Below are 20737 nucleotides of genomic sequence, written 5' to 3'. Positions count from 1 at the left end.
ATAGAGGTCTTTCATATGGACGGCGATTTGGCTTTAAAGGTTGAACGATTCATCAAAGAGGAAGGCTTGCTCCAACCGGGAGACGGCATCGTTACGGCAGTATCGGGCGGCCCCGATTCTGTGGCGCTGCTGCATCTCCTTTTTTCGCTTTCGGAGCGATGGCGTTTTCGGCTGATCGCTGCGCACGTCAATCACGGGTTCCGGGGCGAGGAGTCCCGCGAGGAAGCGGAGTTCGTGAAGGAATTAGCCCGGCGGCTAGGAATCCCGTGCGAGACGATCGAGATCGACGTTCCTTCTTATATAGAAGAAACAGGGAAAAACGCGCAGCTTGCCGCCCGCGAACAGCGCTACGCTTTTTTGCTTGAAACGGCCTATAAGCACGGCGCAAACCGGGTGGCATTGGCTCATCATGCCGACGACCAGGCGGAGACAGTATTGATGAGAGTGCTGCGCGGCGCCTCGCCTGCGGGATTGTCGGGAATTCCGCTGCGAAGAATGGAAAAAAACAGCGTGGAACTTATCCGGCCGCTGCTCCGTATATACAAATCAGACCTTGTGCAATATTGCGAGCAGCGGGGGCTCGCCTACCGGATCGACAGCTCCAATCTGAAGACCAAATATTTTCGCAATCAAGTGCGGATCGAGCTTATGCCTCTGCTGGAACGCTACAACGATAAGCTGGCGCAGGCGCTGAACCGGCTGGCGGATATGGCGGCGGCGGAGGACGAATACATGCAAGCCGAGACGAAGCGTCTGTATGCTTCGCAGGTGCGGGCGGCAGAAGGAGTTTACCGGCTGTCCGCCGCGGCTTTCGCAGCCGTTCCGGTTGCTTTACAAAGACGGTTGATTAAACTAATATTAAGTTATCTTGGCGCTGACGGCGATTCCGCGGACTATGCGAAGATCGAGGAGCTGCGCGTCGCTGCGATGCGCCCAGGACCGCCCAACATCCGCCTGGAAGCGGGTGCGGGCATCGCGCTGACGCGGGAATATGACATGATTTCCTTTCATAGAATGAAGTTATCACCTTCTGCGTATACCTACTCGATGACGGCCGGGGATCGGCTGCTGGTAATTCCCGAGACGGGCGTCACTTTGCATATGGAGCTGCGCGAAGCCTCCGGAGTCAGCCTGCGGCCGGCCGATGAAGCCGAAGCGCTGTTCGATCTCGGCAAGGTGAAGCTGCCGCTGACCGTTCGCAGCCGCAAGCCTGGCGACCGGATGAAGGTGCTCGGATTAAACGGCACGAAAAAAGTAAAAGATATGTTCATCGACGCGAAAGTGCCGCCTTCCATAAGGCAGCTCGTCCCCGTCGTGGAGGACGCCTCGGGAACGGTGCTTTGGCTCCCGGGCGTGCGCAGAGCTGCCGCGGCGCCTGTGACGGAGCAGACCGAAGCTTTGCTGCATTTGAAAGTTTGCATGCCGGATCGGCCTTGATCCGCTGCATTCCTACATACATTTATTCATTTTATTCAGCTGTCCTAATAGGAGGTTCTTTTTTTGCACAACGACATTCAGGAAGTGCTGTTTACGGAACAGCAGATTCAGGACAAGGTTAAGGAAATGGGCCAGATTTTAAGCCGCGATTTCGAAGGGCGCAATCCGCTGGTCATCTGCGTGTTGAAGGGCGCAATCATGTTCATGTCCGATCTGATCAAGCAGATCACCGTCCCGCTGGAGATCGATTTCATGGCCGTATCCAGCTACGGCGCTTCGACGAAGTCCTCCGGCGTCGTCAAGATCATTAAAGATCTCGACGTGCCGGTCGAAGGCCGGCATGTGCTCATCGTCGAGGACATTATCGACAGCGGGCTGACGCTCAGCTATTTGATCGACGTTCTGGAGCGGCGCAATGCGCAATCCGTCACAGTGGCAGCGCTGTTCGACAAGCCGGGGCGGCGGACCGTCGACCTCGATGCGGATTACAAGGGCTTCGTCATACCGGATGCTTTCGTCGTCGGTTACGGTCTCGATTATGCCGAAAAATACCGCAATCTTCCTTATCTTGGCATATTGAAGCCGGAAGTGTACTCTCAATAGCATTTCTTGTGATGGCAAGACTTGCTGTGGTACAATATACAAAGTTGACGTCTTTGAGAGGAGGTAGGGGATGACAAATCGAGTTATTCGCAATACTGGATTTTATTTACTCATCTTTTTGGTCACTGTCGGAATCGTCCATTTTATCAGCCAGCAGAACGACCAGAGAGATGTCATCAGTTACGATAAACTCCGTCAAGCCTTGGTGGACAACAACGTTGAAGCGATTAGCGTCAAGTTCGACGGATATACGTATCTGGTTCGGGGGAAATACAAGAACGCGCCGAGCGTCGAAAAGAAAAATTTCGAAACCCGCGCGCCGTTCGATGATCAGATTTTCCGCTTGATTGAATCCAGCAATATTCCGCCAGGCGGCGTGATCATCGAGAAGATGGAAGGGGACAACGTTTGGATTAGTTTCCTTACCTCCATTATCCCGTTTGTGATTATCTTCATCCTGTTCTTCTTCCTGTTGAATCAGGCGCAGGGTGGCGGCGGCAAAGTCATGAATTTCGGCAAGAGCCGCGCCAAACTTTATAATGAAGAGAAAAAACGTGTCACCTTCGAGAACGTGGCGGGGGCCGAAGAAGAGAAGCAGGAGCTTGTCGAGGTCGTCGAATTCTTGAAGGATCACCGCAAGTTCGATGCGCTGGGAGCGAGAATTCCGAAGGGCGTGCTGCTCGTAGGTCCTCCGGGAACCGGTAAGACGCTTTTGGCCAGGGCCGTAGCCGGCGAGGCAGGCGTTCCGTTCTTCAGCATCAGCGGTTCGGATTTCGTTGAAATGTTCGTTGGTGTCGGCGCTTCGCGGGTACGCGATTTGTTCGAAAATGCCAAGAAAAACTCGCCATGTATTATTTTTATAGATGAGATTGACGCCGTCGGCCGCCAGCGGGGCGCAGGTCTCGGCGGTGGACACGACGAGCGCGAGCAGACTCTCAACCAGCTGCTTGTCGAGATGGACGGGTTCGGCGCGAATGAAGGCATCATCATCATCGCGGCGACGAACCGGCCGGATATTCTCGACCCGGCGCTGCTGCGCCCGGGCCGTTTTGACCGGCAGATTACGGTGGACCGTCCCGACATTAAAGGGCGCGAAGCGGTGCTTAAGGTGCATGCCCGCAACAAGCCGCTGAACAAGGATGTGAAGCTGGACCAGTTGTCCCGCTACACCACCGGCTTTACTGGCGCGGATCTGGAGAACCTGCTGAACGAGGCGGCGCTCATTGCGGCCCGCCGCAACCGCAAGGACATCTCCATGGACGAGATCGACGAAGCGTTCGACCGTGTCATCGTCGGTACGCAGAAGAAGAGCCGCGTCATCAGCGAACGGGAGAAGCGCATGGTCGCTTACCACGAGGCCGGCCATACGATCGTCGGCTACCATGTCGAGAATGCCGAGATGGTTCACAAGGTCACGATCATCCCGCGCGGCCGCGCAGGCGGCTATGTGATGATGCTGCCGAAGGAAGGCGAAGACCGGATGATGCAGACCAAGTCGGAGCTGCTCGACAAGGTCACCGGCTTGCTGGCGGGACGAGTGTCCGAGGAACTGTTCATCGGCGAGATCGGCACAGGCGCGTACAGCGACTTCCAGCGGTCGACCAATATCGTGCGGCGCATGATTACCGAATTCGGCATGAGCGACAAGCTGGGGCCGATGCAGTTCGGCACATCGCAAGGGCAAGTGTTCCTTGGCCGGGATATCGGCCACGAGCAAAACTACAGCGATGCCATCGCCTACGAGATCGATCAGGAGATGCAGTCGATTATTCAGTCCTGCTACAATCGGGCTAAGGAAATATTGACCAAATACAGCGATCAGGTGAAGCTGATTGCCGAAACGCTGATCGAGAAGGAAACGCTCGAGAAGGATCAGATTCGCCAATTGATCGAAAACGGCAGGCTTGACGACAGCGAATCCTCATCCGACAAGTCCGACGATGTGAAGGTCAACATTCAAGGACAGCCGGAAGACAGCGCGAAGCACGACAAGCCGGGCGACGATGAGAATAAACATTAAAGCTGTTAAGCAGACCGCACCTTCACGGTGCGGTCTTTTCCATTTTGCTGGCTTCCTGTATTCTGCAGGGCTAAATCGGCTCGTTGTACGAGAAACTAGCCTTAGGGAACATAGCAGGAAAGACGGTCTGCAAGCGGGCTGTTTTCAGCTGATTTTGTAGCAATTTAAGCATTGACACGCCAGGGGTTGTTGTGTAAATTAGGTGTAAATCTTTAAACAATTTGTGAACATTTTCACCTACTTTTTTAGCCAACAGATCAGGGTGGTCACACGCAAGCAAAGGATGGTGCCGACATGGAGGCTTTGGCTTTGGAGCGTAAGGCGGAACAGCTGAAGGAGCTCAAAGAGAAGCTGGCAGTACTCAAGAAGGAACGCAACGCCATTATTTTAGCTCATTATTATCAGCGGGACGAAATTCAGGAAGTGGCCGATTTTCGCGGCGATTCCTTCCTGCTCGCACAGAAGGCCGCATCGACCGATGCGGAAACGATCGTTTTTTGCGGCGTTCATTTTATGGGCGAAAGCGCCAAAATTTTGGCCCCGAACAAGACCGTGCTCATTCCCGACGAGCGGGCCGGCTGTCCGATGGCGGATATGGTGAATGTAGATGGCTTGAAGGCGCTCAAAGCGAAGCATCCGAACGCGAAGGTTGTCGCTTATATCAATACGTCGGCCGATGTGAAGGCGGAAACCGATATTTGCTGTACTTCGGCGAACGCCGTCAAGGTCATCGAATCGGTCGATGCGGAAGAAATCATTTGGGTGCCGGACAAAAATTTAGGTCATTACGTTTCCCAGTTTACCGATAAAAAAATCATTATTTGGGAAGGTTATTGCAACACTCACGACATGCTGACCGTCAAAGACGTGGAGGAAATGCGCAGGCTGCATCCGAACGCGCAATTCGTCGTTCATCCTGAATGCCGCCCGGAAGTAGTCGCTATGGGGGATTTCGTCGGCAGCACGACGGCCATCATCAAATACTGCCGCGAATCGGATTGCCAGGAATTCATCGTGGGCACCGAGGACGGGACCGGCTATCAGCTTCGCAAGGATAGTCCGCATAAACAGTTCCATTTTGCCACCAAGTATTTGGTCTGTCCGAACATGAAGGTCAACAATCTGAAAAAAGTGGTCAAGTGCCTGGAGACGATGCAGCCCCAGGTTTATGTACCGCCGCATATAGCCGATAAAGCCAGAGCCTCGTTGGAGCGCATGCTGCAAGTGAAGTAGCGGCATGCGCTGCTTCGCTGTGGCGCGGGTAAGGGGGGAATATGATGATTCCGCGATATTTAATTGACTTCGATTTGCGCAGCCTGCCTGAAGTTCGCACCGAGGTGATGGTGATCGGAGCCGGCATTGCCGGCTTGTTCACCGCTCTGAAAGCGAGCGAGACGCATCAAGTGCTAATGATTACGAAAAAATCGCTGCTGGACAGCAATACCCGGTATGCCCAGGGAGGCATTGCCGCGGTCATCTCGGAAGACGATTCGCCGGAATATCATCGGCAGGATACGCTGCTGGCGGGAGCCGGCTTATGCTCTCCTTCGGCTGTCGACGTGCTGGTGCATGAGGGGCCGGCCGGCGTCAACGATCTGATCCGCATGGGAACGGAATTCGACATGGAGGACGGACAATTCGCACTGACCAAAGAAGGCGCTCACAGTCAGCGGCGCATTCTGCATGCGCAGGGAGACGCGACCGGTGCGGAAATTGTGCGTGCCCTGTCGGAGAAGGCGAAGCAGGAAGCGAACATCGACGTATGGGACGACCATTTTGTGATCGATCTGATTACGGAGGATGGCGAATGCTGCGGCGCGCTGGTACAGAAGCCGGACGGCCAGCGCCTCTTCGTCAGGGCAATGGCGACCGTGCTGTGCACCGGCGGCGCGGGTCAGCTGTTCCGTTATACGACCAATCCGGATGTCGCCACCGGCGACGGCATTGCTATCGCCTACCGAGCAGGCGCCGATATTCGCGATGTCGAATTTATTCAGTTTCATCCGACCGCCTTATGCTATCCCGGAGCCCCCCGTTTTCTCATCTCTGAAGCGGTCAGGGGGGAGGGGGCCGTTCTGCGCAACATTAACGGCGAACGGTTTATGGAGAAATACGATCCTCAGCTGGAGCTCGCGCCGCGCGATATCGTGGCCCGCGCAATTGTAAGCGAGATGGAGGCGACGAAGTCGACCTTCGTATTTCTGGATTTTACGCATGAATCGGAAGAAAGCGTTAAACATCGTTTTCCTACGATCTACGAGACTTGCCTGCACTATGGCCTCGATCTGTCCTCCGACTGGATACCGGTTGCTCCGGCAGCTCATTATATGATGGGCGGGGTAGCGACCGATCTGAACGGCGAGACGACGGTCAAACGGCTGTTCGCCTGCGGGGAAGTATCCTCCACCGGCGTTCACGGGGCGAATCGGCTGGCCAGCAATTCGCTGTCGGAAGCGATCGTCTTCGGCCGGCGCATTGTCGAGCGGATTCGCCGAATGGAGCCGTCCGAGCGGAAGCCGATCATCGCGGAGAGTTCTCATCGCGGCCCGAACGGCAAGCAGCCAGTCGTCGAAAAACGTCTGAAGCTGCAGAAGGTAATGCTGCGGCATGTCGGACTGAAGCGGCACGCTGCGGGGCTTAAGAAAGGGTATGAGGAGCTGAAGCGTCACCTGTCCATCTTCGACGCGATATTGTCCAAACGTGAGGAATATGAATTTGCCAACATGCTGACGCTCGCACTGCTGTCGGCGGAAGCGGCGCTTATTCGCGAAGAGAGCCGGGGAGGACACTTCCGCGAAGATTTCCCTGGGCGGGACGACGCGAACTGGCGCAAGCATACGGTGTTTAACCGTACCAATGGCATTACGGAAGGAAGGATCGACGATGTTTGATGACAACTTGAACCTGAAGGCTGTACTTCCCAGCTTGCAGCTGTGGCTGGAAGAAGATATCGGCATGGGCGATGTGACGACGATGGCAACCGTTCCCGCCGGGCAGCAGTCCAAAGGCATCATTCATATGAAGGATGAGGGCATTGTCGCCGGACTTCCCGTCGCCGCGGCAGTATTCAAGCTGGTCGATCCCGAGCTGCAATTTGCCGCTAAAGTGCGCGACGGGGACGCGGTCGTGCGGGGAACGGTGCTGGCCGAGGTGACCGGCAGCACCCGCAGCATTTTGCTGGGCGAAAGACTGGCCTTGAACTTGCTGCAGCGGCTGTCCGGCATCGCGACCCGGACCCGGCAGTTCGCGGAACGGATCTCCGGCTTGCCCGTGCGCATCGTGGATACCCGCAAGACGACGCCGGGACACCGCCTGCTGGAGAAATACGCGGTTCGGGTAGGCGGCGGCTTCAATCACCGCTTCGGCCTGTACGATGCCGTCATGATCAAGGACAACCATATTAAAGGCGCCGGCGGCGTGGCCAAGGCGATCGAGGCAGCCCGCTCGCAAATTCCTCACACGATGAAGATTGAAGTCGAGGTCGAATCCTTCGAGCAGCTGGAGGAAGCGCTGACGGCCCGTCCCGACATCATTATGCTCGACAACATGAATCCCGCGCAGATAAAAGAAGCGGTGCAGCGCATCAAACGGCGGATGCCGCATATCATTGTAGAGGCTTCCGGTTCCGTCACGCTCGAGACCGTGCGGGCGATCGCGGAGACGGGAGTCGACGTCATCTCGGCGGGGAGGCTGACCTATTCGGTACAATCGCTCGACATTAGTCTGGACTTGAATGAGCAAAAGGAGGTTGCGTTGTGATACTGGCCGTCGATGTCGGAAACACCAGCATTGTGCTGGGGGTTTATGAAGGCAAGCAGCTGCTGCACCATTGGAGAATCAGCACGAACCGCTCCGCAACCTCCGACGAGTACGGCATATTGATCGACAATTTGTTCCGCCACGCAGGGCTTGCGTTGGACAGCGTCGACGGAGTCATCATTTCGTCGGTCGTCCCGCCGCTGATGTTTGCATTCGAACAAATGTGCGAAAGCTATGTAGGCAAACGTCCGCTGATCGTTGGACCGGGCATCAAGACGGGACTCAATATCCGCTACGAAAATCCGAAGGAAGTCGGCGCAGACCGGATCGTCAACGCCGTTGCGGCGATCGAGCTGTACGGAACGCCCTGTATTGTGGTCGATTTCGGAACGGCGACGACATTCGACTATATCGACGAGAAGGGGCAGTACATAGGCGGGGCTGTGGCGCCGGGCATCAGCATCTCGACCGAGGCGCTGTATCAGCGGGCTGCCAAGCTGCCGCGGATTGAGCTGGTGAAGCCGCGAAGCGTCATCGGCCGAAACACGGTCGCCTCCATGCAGGCCGGCATCGTCTACGGCTTTGCCGGCCAGGTGGACGGTATCGTAAGCCGGATCAAGGAAGAATACGGTACGAACCCGCATGTGGTCGCGACCGGAGATTGGGCCGAGCTGATCGCTGCCGAGTCGGAGTCGATCCAGACGGTCGACCCCCGGCTTACCTTGCTCGGACTGCAGCTTATTTACGAAAGAAACCAATAACGACATATATCATTACGGCCGCTCTTGATGATTAGAGGGACCATGTGAAGGAGTATCATTCATGTCAGACTATTTGATCAGAGCGACAGCCTTCCAAGGGAAGGTCCGCGCTTTCGCGGCCGATACCCGCCGCCTCGTGGAGGAGCTTCGCCGCAGGCACGACACGACGCCGACGGCAACCGCGGCGCTGGGCCGCACCGCGACAGCCTCCGCGATGATGGGAGCCATGCTGAAGGGAGAGGAGAAGCTGACTGTCCAGATCAAAGGCGGCGGCCCGATCGGCCAGATTGTGGCCGATGCGAATGCCCGGGGGGAAGTGCGCGGGTATGTCGACAACCCGCATGTGGATCTCCCGCTGAACGCGATCGGCAAGCTGGACGTGGCCGGAGCCGTCGGCACGGACGGATTTCTCAATATTATTAAGGATCTTGGTCTGAAAGACCCTTACCGCGGCAGCGTTCCGCTCGTGTCGGGGGAGCTTGCCGAGGATTTTACTTATTATTTCGCCAAGTCGGAGCAGACGCCTTCGGCCGTGGCGCTGGGCGTCCTCGTCGATATCGACCGGACGGTGAAGGCGGCGGGCGGATTTATCATTCAGCTGCTGCCCGGATTATCGGACGGCGAGATTACGTCGATCGAAGCCGAGCTCGCCAAGCTGCCGCCGGTGACGACGCTGCTGGATCGCGGCGAAAGCGTGGAAGCGATACTGGCGACATTGCTGCCGGACGTGCAGGTGCTGGGGAGAATGGAGCTTCGCTTCCAATGCCAATGCTCCAAAGAGCGCGTGGAGCGAACGCTGATCAGCCTTGGCCGCGATGAGCTGGCATCCATTCTTGAAGAAGACGGAAAGGCCGAGCTGGTGTGTCATTTTTGCAACGAGACGTACCATTTTGACCACAATGATCTGGAGCAGCTGCTGCGGCAAATATAAGGATTTGCGCGGCGATGGCTCCGCTTTCGATAAGATCGGATAGAGAGTGACCATACCAAGGGGACTAATTGGAATGCGAAACGTTAAAATGCTGTGGGCCACCAATGCCGTTTTGCTTACCGCTGTGATTGTCCTCTCTTCTATACTGGCTGCCGAGATCTTCCGCGCGCCCGCTTCTCCCGAGCCGAGCGAGCCGGGAACTGCCCATGCGGACGATGTCGTCGCTGTGATCGGAGATACTGAAATTACGCGGCAGCAGCTTCTGGACCATCTCGTTCAGAAGTACGGCAAGGAGCAGTTGAATCAGATGATCGATACCGAAGTCGTCCAGTTGGAAGGGCAGTCATTGGGCATCAGCGTTACCCCCGCCGAGATCGAACAGGAATTGAAACGGATGCAGCAAGGCTACGATAGCGAGCAGCAATTCTATGAATCGATGAAGGAACAGCTCGGATTAACCAGGGAAGCGCTGGAGAACGATATTTATAATAAGCTGTTAACCGAAAAGCTGGCGATCAAAGATATTCGGATCGACGATGCGCTGGTGGATGAATATGTGAAGGCGCACCCCGAACAATTCGCGGGGCGGGTGCAGATGCATCTGCAGATCATCGTAGTAGGCAGCCTGGATCATGCCAACCGGGCGATGAACGATATCGCGCGGGGAACCGATTTCGAGGCGGTGGCGAAGGAGCGTTCGCTCGACGATGCGACCCGGGATGCCGGCGGAGATATGGGCTGGGTCGAAGCGGACGACCCGTTCGTGCCGCGGGCGGTGATGGACGCCGTCAAGACGATGAGAACAGGCGAGGTCAGCAAGCCGCTGAAGATTGACGACCAGTATGTTATCGTCAAGGTGAAGGAGCGCAAGGAAGAGGCGCCGCTCGATATGAAGATCGTACGCGAGCAGGTGCGCAAGGAGCTGGCTCTGCAAGAAGCTCCTCCGATCCGGGATATGCTCGCGAAACTGCGGGATAAATGGAAGGTATCGGTATATTTAAGTATTGACAAGTAATAGGGGTCATTGTTAAGATTAAGACATAATACCTACCATTTTACTCGGAATATATCGGGATCATCCCAGGAGGAGAGACACGAATGGCCAAGTTAGTTCAGAATGTTACTCAGTTGATTGGGGATACGCCGCTTGTTCGTTTGAATCGTGTCGTGCCGGAGGGCAGCGCCGAAGTGTACGTGAAGCTTGAATTTCAAAACCCGGGAGCCAGCGTCAAAGACCGTATCGCGCTCAGCATGATCGAGGCAGCCGAGCAGGAAGGACGGATCAAGCCTGGCGATACGATCGTCGAGCCGACCAGCGGCAACACGGGGATCGGACTGGCCATGGTCGCCGCGGCCAAAGGATATAAAGCGATTCTGGTCATGCCGGAGACGATGAGCGTCGAGCGCCGGAACCTGCTTCGCGCTTACGGCGCTCAGCTCGTGCTGACGCCGGGAGCGGAAGGGATGAAGGGGGCCATTAAGCGCGCGGAGGAGATTGTTGCCGAGAATCCGCGTTACTTCATGCCGCAACAGTTCAAGAACCAGGCGAACGTCAAAATTCACCGCGAAACGACTGGCCCGGAGATCGTCGAGGCGATCAAGTCCCATGACGGCAAGCTCGACGCTTTCATCGCCGGTATCGGCACAGGCGGCACGATTACAGGCGCAGGCAGCGTGCTGAAGGAGAACTTCCCCGGCATCCGCGTATATGCGGTGGAGCCGGCTGCGAGCCCGGTGCTGTCCGGGGGCAATCCCGGCCCTCACAAAATTCAAGGCATCGGAGCCGGATTCGTGCCCGAAATTCTCGACACGAAAGTATATGACGGCATCATTAAGGTAGAGAATGATGAGGCGTTCGAGACATCCCGCCGGGTAGCCAAAGAAGAGGGCATTCTGGGCGGCATTTCCTCCGGCGCGGCGATCTTCGCGGCTCTGAAGGTAGCCAAGGAGCTTGGCGCCGGCAAACGCGTCGTGGCAGTCGTTCCTTCCAACGGCGAACGGTATCTCTCGACTCCGCTGTACCAATTTGAGGATTGATTCCATTCTGAGTTTTGCAGGGCAAGCCCTTCAACGTTAAGTGCGGTTGAGGGGCTTTTTTTCATACGTCGTTTTCGGTATACTTAGTCCAACAAATGCGCAACAAGCATGCCTGCGGGCAGGTCAGCCCATTGGACGCATAGAAGGAGAGCGGACAGGAATGATATTGACATCTTGGGAACAATGGGATCGTTGGAAGGACGAGGCTGGCGGGGAGGCATATACGATGCTTCCTTACATCGCCCGTTACCAACTGGCGCCAGGCTGCGACCGCCCTGCCAGCTGGAGCGCGGCCTGGCGGGAAGCAAGGCCGGGCTCGTTCGTGCTGGAGAGCGGGAAAGACGGCCGCTACACGTTCCTGGGTCTGCGCCCCGCATCGTCCATTCGCGGGAAAGGACACGAAGCGGTGCTGGCCGATTCGGAAGGGCGAATTGCGGGCGTCTGGTCGGGCAAACCGCTTGATCTCGTCAAACGCTGGCTTCGCCCGTATCGCTCGCCCGCCGTGCCGGGAGTGCCGAAATGGACGGGAGGCTGCGTCGGGTTTTGGGGCTATGACGTCGTTCGCAGCTTGGAGAAGCTGCCGGCGCAGGCGGCGGACGACTTGCCGGTGCCGGACTACGCATTTTACCGCATCGATCAGCTGTGGATCGTCGATCATGCCGACTGCGCGCTGTATTGCGCCATCCATTCGCCGGTGGGGCAAGCGATACATTCCGAAGCCGAACTCAGGCTGACGTACGAGGCGGCGCAGCGGGAAGCCGGTCGGATGAAGCGGCAGTGGGACGAATGGACGGGAGGAAGCGGCCATGCCGCGGCGGCGAAGGCTCACGAGGAGAAGCTTCGTTCGCTGCAGGAGGATGGGCTTGAGGTCGATATCGAGACGATTCCGGAGCTCAAGGCCGATTTTTCGAAGGAGCGGTTTATGGCCGCCGTTCGCTCGATACAGGATTACATCCGCGCCGGGGACGTGTTCCAGGTCAATCTGTCGGTGCGCCAGCACAAGAAGCTCGCGGCGGCTCCCGAGGAGATCTACGAATGGCTGCGCCGGGTGAATCCCTCCCCCTATATGGGGCTGCTTCGCTGCGGCGATTTCCATCTGGTCAGCGGCTCGCCGGAGCTGCTCGTTCAGCTGGAGCGGGGCAAGGTGCGCACGCGGCCGATTGCGGGAACGAGGCCGCGGGGCCGCACTCCCGAGGAGGACCGCCGGCTGGCGGAAGAGCTGCTGAGCCACGAGAAAGAGAGAGCCGAGCATATTATGCTGGTCGATCTCGAGCGCAACGATCTGGGCCGCATCTCCGCTTTCGGCAGCGTGCGGGTGCCGGAGCTGATGGCCGTCGAATATTACTCCCATGTTATGCACATCGTATCGCAGGTGGAGGGAGAGCTGGCCGAAGGCCGGGATGCGTTCGATGTGATCGCCGCCTGCTTCCCGGGCGGGACGATTACCGGAGCCCCCAAAATCCGCACGATGGAAATTATCGAGGAACTGGAGCCGGTGCGGCGCGGACCGTACACAGGCTCCATCGGCTGGATCGATTATAACGGCGATATGGAATTTAATATTGTCATCCGAACGCTTGTTGCTGCAGGCGGGATCGGCTACGTGCAGGCAGGCGCGGGCATCGTCATCGATTCGGTGCCGGAGAAGGAATATACGGAAGCGATCAACAAGGCCAAGGCGATGTGGAAGGCGATTCAATACAGCGAGCGTTATGCGGCTCGAACTCGGGGAGGTTGAGACGATGATCCTGGTCATCGACAATTACGATTCGTTTACGTATAATTTGGTGCAATACTTGGGAGAGTTGGGCGAGCAGGTGGAGGTTCGCCGCAACGATGAGATCGATTTGGACGGGATTGCGGCGATGAAGCCGGACCACATTCTGATTTCGCCGGGCCCGTGCACGCCTAACGAAGCGGGAGTCAGCCTGGCGCTGATCGACCGCTTCAAAGGGGAAATCCCGATTTTGGGCGTATGCCTGGGTCACCAGTCCATCGGACAAGCCTTCGGGGGGGAGGTCGTTCGGGCCGAACGGCTTATGCACGGGAAGACGTCGCCGATCTATCATGACGGCAAGGGCGTGTTTCAAGGGCTGCCGTCCCCGTTCACGGCTACGCGGTACCATTCCCTGATCGTCAGGCGCGATACGCTTCCGGACTGTCTGGAAATCAGCGCGCAGACGGAAGAAGGGGAAATCATGGGCCTGCGCCACAAGGAATATGCCATCGAAGGCGTACAGTTCCACCCCGAATCGATCATTACCGATCACGGACATCAAATGCTGCGCAATTTCCTGCAGCGGTCGGCGGCGAACAAGCGGTGATCGTCGGCCTGAACGGACAATGCATAGACGATTCGCAGGCCGTGGTCTCTATATACGATCACGGCTTTCTGTATGGCATCGGCCTGTTTGAGACGTTTCGGACGTATGGGGGCCGCGCTTTCCTGCTCGACAGACATCTGGACCGGATGCGGCAGGGGCTCGCGGAGCTGGCGATCCGCTTTGAGCCGAAGGTGGCTGATGTGGAGCGGTTGATCGCGCAGCTGCTCGAAGCGAACGCGTTGGCGGATGCCTATGTCCGGTATACGGTGACGGCGGGGGAAGATATTTTGGGCTTGCCGGGGAACGCTTATGATCGGCCGACTGTCGTCGTGTACGTCAAGCCGCTTCCTGCCGCAAGCGGGGCGAGCCGGAGCCTGCAGCTGCTGCGGCTTTCCCGCAACACGCCGGAGTCCGGCATTCGTCTGAAGTCTCTGCATTATATGAACAATATTTTGGGCAAAAGGGAGCTGCTCGGCTACCCCTGGGCTTCCGGAGCGGAAGGGCTGTTCCTCGATGGACGGGGCTATTTGGCCGAAGGCTTGGTCAGCAATGTGTTTTTCGTGAGCGATGGCGTATTGCATACCCCCGATTTGGGAACGGGCATTTTGCCCGGCGTCACCCGCCAGTTCGTGCTTGAGCTTGCGCAGCGCTTGGGGCTGAAGACGGAAGAAGGCTTTTACCGGTGGGAGGCGCTGCGGGAAGCGGACGAGGTGTTTTTGACCAATTCCGTACAGGAGCTGGTGGCTGTCGGCACATTGTTCGATGGGGAAGGCCGGCACTATCCGGTAGGCAATGGCTGCGCAGGGCCTTGGACGAAGCGGCTGCGCGAGGCGTATGCGCAGGAAGCTTGGCGTGCGGGCCGTGCGCCGGGAGTTTAGATTGGGCCGTAAGGCTGGACAACCATTCATTGCGGCAAGGAAAGGAGCGGATGCTTGATGGCTGGAACGCTGACGTGCGGAGAATGGCAGCTGCCGCTGGACCGGACGCTCATCATGGGCATTTTGAATGTGACGCCGGATTCGTTCTCGGACGGCGGCCGCTACACCGATCCGCAGCTGGCGGTGGAGCATGCTTTTCGCCTTGTGGAAGAGGGAGCCGATATGATCGATGTCGGGGGCGAATCGACGCGCCCGGGGAGTGCCCCGGTTTCGCTGGAAGAAGAGCTTCGCCGCGTCATCCCCGTTATCCGCGCTCTTAAGGAAGCGGGGCTAAAGGCGCCGATCTCCGTCGATACGTACAAGGCCGAAGTGGCCCGGCAAAGCCTCGAGGCGGGGGCCCACATCATCAACGACATATGGGGGCTGCTGAAAGATCCGGAGATGGGGCGCATCGCGGCAAGCTGGGGCTGTCCGATCGTGCTCATGCATAATCGGGTGGAAGCGGTGTATGCTAATTTTATTCCAGACGTGATTGAGGATATGCGCCAAATCGTGGAGCGGGCGCGGCTGGCGGGCATTCGTGACGAGCAGATCATTCTCGACCCCGGCATCGGGTTCGCCAAATCGTACGAGCAAAATTTGCAGCTCATGAATTATTTGGATCGTATCGTAGAGCTTGGTTTTCCCGTGCTGCTGGGAACTTCGCGCAAGAGCATGATCCGCAACACGCTGCAGCTTCCTGCGGACGATGTAGTCGAAGGTACGGCGGCGACCGTGGCGCTGGGCATCGCGCAAGGCTGCCGCATCGTCCGGGTGCATGACGTTCGGGCGATGTCCAGGGTCGCGCGGATGACGGATGCGATGGTGCGAATGCGATAACGGGAAGAGGCGGAAGAGGCGATAAACTTATGGATAAAATTACGCTGACAGGCATGCAATTTTACGGATATCACGGGGTGTTCCCTGAGGAAAACCGATTGGGCCAGCGCTTTATTGTCGATCTGGAGCTGGAGCTGCCGCTGCAGCGGGCGGGCCGCTCGGATCGCATTGAAGATACGGTCAATTATGCCGAGGCTTACGTTCTGGTGAAAGAGATCGTGGAAGGGAAGCCGTTCCAATTAATTGAAGCATTGGCGGAGCAGGTTGCATCTGAACTGCTTCGAACTTATACTAGTATAAATGCATTGACTGTACGCGTACGAAAGCCGCACCCGCCAGCGGCGATTTTGTTTGACGGGGTAGCGGTTGAAATTTACAGAAAGCGGGCATAAATCATGAATGCAGCAGCAAGAGAGCTGGCGCATACGGCATATATCGGACTCGGCACCAACTTGGGGGATCGCGAGGGATATTTGCGGCAGGCGCTGAGCCTGCTGCAGAAGCATCCCGAAGTATGCGTTACCGCGCTATCCGGCGTTTATGAGACCGACCCGGTCGGCATGGTCGAGCAAGGGCCGTTCCTTAACATGGTGGCGGAAGTCGGCACTGCGCTTTCGGCGGATCGTCTGCTGCGGGTGATGCAGGAGGTCGAACTGGCGCTTGGCAGAAAACGCGACATCCGCTGGGGTCCCCGGACTATCGATCTCGATCTGCTGCTGTTCGACGATGTCGCGCAGGACGACCCCGAGCTGGTGCTTCCCCATCCGCGCATGATGGAACGCGCTTTTGTACTCGTACCGTTGATTGAAGTCATGTCTTCGGCCCGGCCGGAACAGGCGGAAGCGTTGCTTAAGCAACTGAAACGGGTGGATGGAAAGGAAGGCGTCAGGTTGTGGACAAAAACACTCTAGTAGCCCAGCGCATTCGCGCTTTTCGCAAGCTGAAAGGCTACACGCAGAACGAGCTGGCGAGCCGGCTCGATATATCCTTGGCCGTTCTCGGCTCGGTCGAGCGGGGAACGCGCAGGGCGGATCCTAAGCTGATCCAGCAAATTTCCGAAGCGCTCGGCATCGATCCGGAAGAGCTATCTTCCTCATCGCGTTGACCGGGCCATCTTCTTCCAAAGGGCAAGAAAGCGAGGGAAGACATCTATGTTAACCATCGGAAACGTGACAGCCCCGAACCAAGTCGTGCTCGCGCCTATGGCGGGCGTATGCAATCCGGCCTTCCGGCTGATTGCCAAAGAATTCGGCTGCGGCCTCGTATGCGCCGAAATGGTCAGCGATAAGGCGATTTTGCACGGCAACCAGCGCACGCTCGAGATGCTTTATGTGGATGAACGGGAGAAGCCGCTCAGTCTGCAAATCTTCGGAGGCGACACGGAGACGCTCGTCGAAGCGGCCAAATTCGTCGATGCCAATACGAATGCCGATATTATCGACATCAATATGGGCTGCCCGGTTCCCAAGATTACGAAATGCGACGCGGGGGCCCGTTGGCTGCTCGATCCCGGCAAAATCGAACAGATGGTTACCGAGGTCGTCAAGGCGGTCTCGAAGCCGGTCACGGTCAAAATGCGCATCGGCTGGGACGACGAGCATATTTATGCGGTTCAGAATGCCAAAGCGGTGGAAAACGGCGGCGGCTCCGCCGTATCCGTCCACGGGAGAACCCGCGTGCAGATGTACAGCGGCAAGGCGAATTGGGAGATCATCAAGGAGGTCAAGTCGTCGGTGTCCATTCCCGTGATTGGCAACGGGGACGTCTTCACTCCCGAGGATGCGAGACGCATGCTTGACGAAACCGGCGTGGACGGCGTGATGATCGGCCGGGCGGCGCTCGGCAATCCGTGGATGCTGTACCGTACGATCGAGTATTTGACCCATGGCGTGCTGCCGGATGAGCCGACGCCGGCGGAGAAGATTCGCATTGCCATCCTGCATATGGACCGGCTCGTTAAGCTTAAGGGGGAAAATACGGCGGTTCGCGAAATGCGCAAGCATTTGGCCTGGTATTTGAAGGGATTGCGCGGAGCGGCCCGCATCAAGGATTCGATTATGGAGATGACGAGCAGAGACGCGATCGCGGAGCTGCTGGAGCAGTATATCGTTTCGCTGGAGCGAGGCGATGCTCAGGCAGACGATGCGGCAGAAAATCCGGCAAAGGCCGTTCATTAATCGAAGCAGGCCTATCGTTCGCTTCGGCGTCGCATGTGCCCCGCCGTTCCTGTTCTGGGTTACATTGACATTTGAATGGGCTTGAAATATAATCAGTCAATAGTTAATTTCTGATGAATGATGGTGCATTTTTCGGATGCATCACATCTCAGCCCGTTCATATAGTAGAATACGTGAATTCATACTCGACTTGAACAGCTCGATATATGAAAATCTTCACACGACGGGAGATATGGAGTTATGAGCGAAAAGGAAGTCATTCTCACGCAAGAAGGTTTGAAGAAGCTGGAGGAAGAACTGGAGCACCTGAAATCCGTCAAGCGCCGCGAGGTAGCCGAACGGATTAAGATTGCGATCGGCTACGGGGATATCAGCGAGAACTCCGAATATGAGGATGCGAAGAATGAGCAGGCCTTCATCGAAGGACGGATCATTACGCTGGAGAAGATGCTCCGCAACGCTCGCATCATCAATAATGACGAAGTGGATACGGATACGGTCAGTGTCGGCTCGATCGTCACCTTGAAAGATTTGGAATTCGGCGATATTGTGGAGTACTCGATAGTCGGCACAGCGGAGTCCGATCCGTTTCAAAATAAAATTTCCAACGAAAGCCCGGTCGGTAAGGCGATTTTAGGCAAAAAGAAGGGCAATATCGTTGATGTCAATGTTCCTGCCGGCGTTATTCAGTATGAAATCGTAGACATCAAGAAGTGATACGAAAGAAGCTTCCTTTGGAAGCTTTTTCGGTTTAAGATGAGCAAATCCGAATGCATACGATCAAGGAGTTGGAATCATGACAGTGGATTTGGAACTGAGCGAGCTGCTGCAAATTCGTCGCGGCAAATTGGATGAGCTGCGGGGGCTGGGCATCGATCCCTTCGGGCAAAAATTCGAGCGGACTCATTTGGCGGGAGACATTTTCAAGGCATACGAGAACCAAAGCAAGGAAGAGCTGGAGAGTCTGCAGGCGGAAGTCAGCATTGCCGGCCGCATCATGCAGAAGCGCGGAATGGGGAAAGCCGGTTTTGCCCATATTCAGGATATTACGGGCAAAATCCAGATCTATGTGCGCCAAGACGCGGTAGGAGAAGCCAAGTACCGGGCATTCGATATTTTGGATATCGGGGACATTGTCGGCGTGCGAGGAACGGTATTCAAGACGAAGACCGGAGAGTTGAGCGTTAAGGCCAACGAGGTCGAGGTCATGTCCAAATCGCTGCTGCCTCTGCCGGAGAAATATCACGGTCTGAAGGATGTCGAGCTTCGCTATCGGCAACGTTACGTGGACCTGATCATGAATCCCGAGGTTCAGCAAACCTTCATCGCCCGTTCGCGGATTATTCAATCCATGCGCCGTTATTTGGATAGCCGCGGCTATTTGGAAGTGGAAACGCCGACTCTGCATTCGATCGCCGGAGGAGCGGCCGCCCGGCCGTTCATTACCCATCACAATGCGCTGGACATGCAGCTCTACATGCGGATTGCGATTGAGCTTCATTTGAAGCGGCTCATTGTCGGAGGGCTGGAGAAGGTATACGAGATCGGCCGCGTCTACCGCAACGAAGGCATTTCGACTCGCCATAATCCGGAATTTACGATGATCGAGCTGTATGAGGCTTATGCTGATTACAAGGACATCATGCGCCTGACCGAGGACATGATCGCGCATATCGCCCAGGAGGTGCTCGGTTCGACGAAGCTGGTTTACCAGGGGAAAGAGGTCGATCTGACGCCTCCGTGGCGCCGGGTATCGATGGTGGATGCGATCAAGGAAGTCGTAGGCATCGATTTCAGCGTACAGATGAGCGACGAAGAAGCGCACGCCCTCGCCAAAAAACATAACGTTCCTGTCGAGCCGATGATGACGTTCGGCCATATCGTCAACGCGTTCTTCGAAGCTTTTGTCGAGGAGACGCTGATTCAGCCGACGTTTATTACCGGCCATCCGGTCGCGATCTCGCCGCTGGCCAAGAAGAATGCTGCAGACCCGCGGTTTACCGACCGGTTCGAGCTATTTATCGTTGCCCGCGAGCACGCTAACGCGTTCACCGAGCTGAACGATCCGATCGACCAGCGCGAGCGGTTCGAGGCGCAGCTCAAGGAGCGCGAGCAGGGCAATGATGAAGCCCACGAGATGGATGAAGACTTCATCCGCGCGCTTGAATACGGCATGCCGCCTACCGGCGGTCTCGGCATCGGCATCGACCGCCTGGTCATGCTGCTGACCGATTCGCCGTCGATTCGCGATGTGCTACTGTTCCCGCTGATGCGGGAGCGGCAAGGAGAATAATTGTTGCAAGCCGGACCTGCCTAAGGTTCGGCTTTTTTTGAAACAACCGCTAGACCGCGGTCGCTCATCTTTGAATGGACATGCCACCTCAGAGACCGGCAGCTTGAAACCCTGCTTCCGTTCTCCGCAGTCCCGGAAAGTTGGAAGCTGCAAATAGTCACTATAAAAATTTCCACTTGCAACGCCGAAGCAAAGCTGGTATATTAGTCATTGTCGCCTTTGAGAGATACACAATAAACGGATGGGCGTTAGAAATTACCTCTTGTATTGTGTTTGGCGATGTGTTATATTAATAAGGTCGCTTCTGAGAGGTTGATAAAACCGATAGGAGCACTAAGAAATGAACTTGTCCTTTGAAAACTGAACAACGAGCAAGTGTTTGTGCGACTTGAAGCAAGTCAATGCAATGAGCTAAATCAACATCCTTTTTGGAGAGTTTGATCCTGGCTCAGGACGAACGCTGGCGGCGTGCCTAATACATGCAAGTCGAGCGCTGGATGGTTTCCTTCGGGGAATTATCCGGAGCGGCGGACGGGTGAGTAACACGTAGGCAACCTGCCCGGAAGACCGGGATAACTACCGGAAACGGTAGCTAATACCGGATAGGTGGCTTCTTCGCATGGGGGAGCCAAGAAACG

The 20737-nt window shown here is 56.5% G+C and carries 20 protein-coding genes and 1 rRNA gene; all 21 read left to right on the top strand.

Annotation, left to right across the window (positions count from 1 at the left end; translation table 11 throughout):
• The first annotated feature begins 15 nt into the window (after positions 1-15).
• Positions 16-1437: a tRNA lysidine(34) synthetase TilS gene (gene tilS / locus F591_RS0120005; protein WP_019536395.1), complete on the top strand. Its 1422-nt coding sequence runs from the start codon at positions 16-18 to the stop codon at positions 1435-1437.
• Positions 1438-1500: 63 nt separating this feature from the next.
• Positions 1501-2040 carry a hypoxanthine phosphoribosyltransferase gene (gene hpt / locus F591_RS0120000; protein ID WP_019536394.1) on the top strand — a complete coding sequence of 180 codons (540 nt, stop codon included), beginning with the start codon at positions 1501-1503 and terminating at the stop codon, positions 2038-2040.
• A 70-nt stretch (positions 2041-2110) separates the two neighbouring features.
• Positions 2111-4060 carry an ATP-dependent zinc metalloprotease FtsH gene (gene ftsH / locus F591_RS0119995; protein WP_019536393.1) on the top strand — a complete coding sequence of 650 codons (1950 nt, stop codon included), beginning with the start codon at positions 2111-2113 and terminating at the stop codon, positions 4058-4060.
• Between the two features lie 294 nt (positions 4061-4354).
• A complete protein-coding gene (gene nadA / locus F591_RS0119990; RefSeq protein ID WP_019536392.1) occupies positions 4355-5293 on the top strand; it encodes a quinolinate synthase NadA in 939 nt (312 codons plus the stop codon).
• 44 nt (positions 5294-5337) lie between these two features.
• Complete coding sequence (nadB, locus tag F591_RS0119985) at positions 5338-6951, top strand: L-aspartate oxidase (protein WP_019536391.1); 1614 nt, start codon at positions 5338-5340, stop codon at positions 6949-6951.
• The gene (gene nadC, locus F591_RS0119980; protein WP_019536390.1) at positions 6944-7819 is read left to right on the top strand and encodes a carboxylating nicotinate-nucleotide diphosphorylase; all 876 of its coding nucleotides are present in this window, start codon (positions 6944-6946) and stop codon (positions 7817-7819) included. Before nadB ends, nadC begins: the two co-directional genes overlap by 8 nt.
• The gene (locus F591_RS0119975) at positions 7816-8580 is read left to right on the top strand and encodes a type III pantothenate kinase (protein ID WP_019536389.1); all 765 of its coding nucleotides are present in this window, start codon (positions 7816-7818) and stop codon (positions 8578-8580) included. Before nadC ends, F591_RS0119975 begins: the two co-directional genes overlap by 4 nt.
• Positions 8581-8641: 61 nt before the next feature.
• On the top strand, positions 8642-9511 hold the full coding sequence (hslO, locus tag F591_RS0119970) for an Hsp33 family molecular chaperone HslO (RefSeq protein WP_019536388.1): 870 nt from the start codon (positions 8642-8644) through the stop codon (positions 9509-9511).
• Between the two features lie 73 nt (positions 9512-9584).
• Complete coding sequence (locus F591_RS0119965) at positions 9585-10526, top strand: peptidyl-prolyl cis-trans isomerase (RefSeq protein WP_019536387.1); 942 nt, start codon at positions 9585-9587, stop codon at positions 10524-10526.
• 83 nt (positions 10527-10609) lie between these two features.
• Complete coding sequence (cysK, locus tag F591_RS0119960; protein WP_019536386.1) at positions 10610-11548, top strand: cysteine synthase A; 939 nt, start codon at positions 10610-10612, stop codon at positions 11546-11548.
• Positions 11549-11708: 160 nt separating this feature from the next.
• Positions 11709-13286 carry an anthranilate synthase component I family protein gene (locus F591_RS0119955; protein WP_019536385.1) on the top strand — a complete coding sequence of 526 codons (1578 nt, stop codon included), beginning with the start codon at positions 11709-11711 and terminating at the stop codon, positions 13284-13286.
• 4 nt (positions 13287-13290) lie between these two features.
• Positions 13291-13872, top strand: a complete 582-nt coding sequence (gene pabA, locus F591_RS0119950; protein ID WP_019536384.1) for an aminodeoxychorismate/anthranilate synthase component II — start codon at positions 13291-13293, stop codon at positions 13870-13872.
• Positions 13869-14750, top strand: a complete 882-nt coding sequence (gene pabC / locus F591_RS0119945) for an aminodeoxychorismate lyase (RefSeq protein WP_019536383.1) — start codon at positions 13869-13871, stop codon at positions 14748-14750. Before pabA ends, pabC begins: the two co-directional genes overlap by 4 nt.
• 57 nt (positions 14751-14807) lie before the next feature.
• Complete coding sequence (folP, locus tag F591_RS0119940; protein WP_019536382.1) at positions 14808-15629, top strand: dihydropteroate synthase; 822 nt, start codon at positions 14808-14810, stop codon at positions 15627-15629.
• A 29-nt stretch (positions 15630-15658) separates the two neighbouring features.
• Positions 15659-16021: a dihydroneopterin aldolase gene (gene folB / locus F591_RS0119935; protein ID WP_019536381.1), complete on the top strand. Its 363-nt coding sequence runs from the start codon at positions 15659-15661 to the stop codon at positions 16019-16021.
• A gap of 3 nt (positions 16022-16024) precedes the next feature.
• On the top strand, positions 16025-16540 hold the full coding sequence (gene folK / locus F591_RS0119930) for a 2-amino-4-hydroxy-6-hydroxymethyldihydropteridine diphosphokinase (protein WP_019536380.1): 516 nt from the start codon (positions 16025-16027) through the stop codon (positions 16538-16540).
• Entirely contained in the window at positions 16522-16734 is a 213-nt protein-coding gene (locus F591_RS0119925) for a helix-turn-helix domain-containing protein (RefSeq protein ID WP_019536379.1), read from the top strand. The genes folK and F591_RS0119925 overlap by 19 nt, the downstream gene beginning before the upstream one ends.
• Before the next feature lie 46 nt (positions 16735-16780).
• Complete coding sequence (dusB, locus tag F591_RS0119920) at positions 16781-17806, top strand: tRNA dihydrouridine synthase DusB (protein ID WP_019536378.1); 1026 nt, start codon at positions 16781-16783, stop codon at positions 17804-17806.
• A gap of 240 nt (positions 17807-18046) precedes the next feature.
• Positions 18047-18523 carry a transcription elongation factor GreA gene (gene greA / locus F591_RS0119915; protein ID WP_019536377.1) on the top strand — a complete coding sequence of 159 codons (477 nt, stop codon included), beginning with the start codon at positions 18047-18049 and terminating at the stop codon, positions 18521-18523.
• 79 nt (positions 18524-18602) lie between these two features.
• Positions 18603-20099, top strand: a complete 1497-nt coding sequence (gene lysS, locus F591_RS0119910; RefSeq protein ID WP_019536376.1) for a lysine--tRNA ligase — start codon at positions 18603-18605, stop codon at positions 20097-20099.
• Positions 20100-20524: 425 nt separating this feature from the next.
• Positions 20525-20737, top strand: a 16S ribosomal RNA gene (locus F591_RS0119905); the annotation flags it as partial.

Origin of the sequence: Paenibacillus ginsengihumi DSM 21568, assembly GCF_000380965.1 — a bacterium.
In the GTDB taxonomy this organism is placed as follows: Bacteria; Bacillota; Bacilli; order Paenibacillales; family NBRC-103111; genus Paenibacillus_G; species Paenibacillus_G ginsengihumi.
Note: the sequence above shows the minus strand (reverse complement) of the source record. Positions and strands in the feature narration are given on the sequence as shown.

Coding starts and splice junctions, on each gene's coding strand:
- dusB (WP_019536378.1), top strand. CDS start 16,781: ATGTTAACCATCGGAAACGTGACAGCCCCGAACCAAGTCGTGCTCGCG.
- lysS (WP_019536376.1), top strand. CDS start 18,603: ATGACAGTGGATTTGGAACTGAGCGAGCTGCTGCAAATTCGTCGCGGC.
- F591_RS0119955 (WP_019536385.1), top strand. CDS start 11,709: ATGATATTGACATCTTGGGAACAATGGGATCGTTGGAAGGACGAGGCT.
- nadC (WP_019536390.1), top strand. CDS start 6,944: ATGTTTGATGACAACTTGAACCTGAAGGCTGTACTTCCCAGCTTGCAG.
- nadB (WP_019536391.1), top strand. CDS start 5,338: ATGATTCCGCGATATTTAATTGACTTCGATTTGCGCAGCCTGCCTGAA.
- F591_RS0119965 (WP_019536387.1), top strand. CDS start 9,585: ATGCGAAACGTTAAAATGCTGTGGGCCACCAATGCCGTTTTGCTTACC.
- hslO (WP_019536388.1), top strand. CDS start 8,642: ATGTCAGACTATTTGATCAGAGCGACAGCCTTCCAAGGGAAGGTCCGC.
- greA (WP_019536377.1), top strand. CDS start 18,047: ATGAGCGAAAAGGAAGTCATTCTCACGCAAGAAGGTTTGAAGAAGCTG.
- nadA (WP_019536392.1), top strand. CDS start 4,355: ATGGAGGCTTTGGCTTTGGAGCGTAAGGCGGAACAGCTGAAGGAGCTC.
- cysK (WP_019536386.1), top strand. CDS start 10,610: ATGGCCAAGTTAGTTCAGAATGTTACTCAGTTGATTGGGGATACGCCG.
- folP (WP_019536382.1), top strand. CDS start 14,808: ATGGCTGGAACGCTGACGTGCGGAGAATGGCAGCTGCCGCTGGACCGG.
- pabA (WP_019536384.1), top strand. CDS start 13,291: ATGATCCTGGTCATCGACAATTACGATTCGTTTACGTATAATTTGGTG.
- tilS (WP_019536395.1), top strand. CDS start 16: ATGGACGGCGATTTGGCTTTAAAGGTTGAACGATTCATCAAAGAGGAA.
- ftsH (WP_019536393.1), top strand. CDS start 2,111: ATGACAAATCGAGTTATTCGCAATACTGGATTTTATTTACTCATCTTT.
- folK (WP_019536380.1), top strand. CDS start 16,025: ATGAATGCAGCAGCAAGAGAGCTGGCGCATACGGCATATATCGGACTC.
- folB (WP_019536381.1), top strand. CDS start 15,659: ATGGATAAAATTACGCTGACAGGCATGCAATTTTACGGATATCACGGG.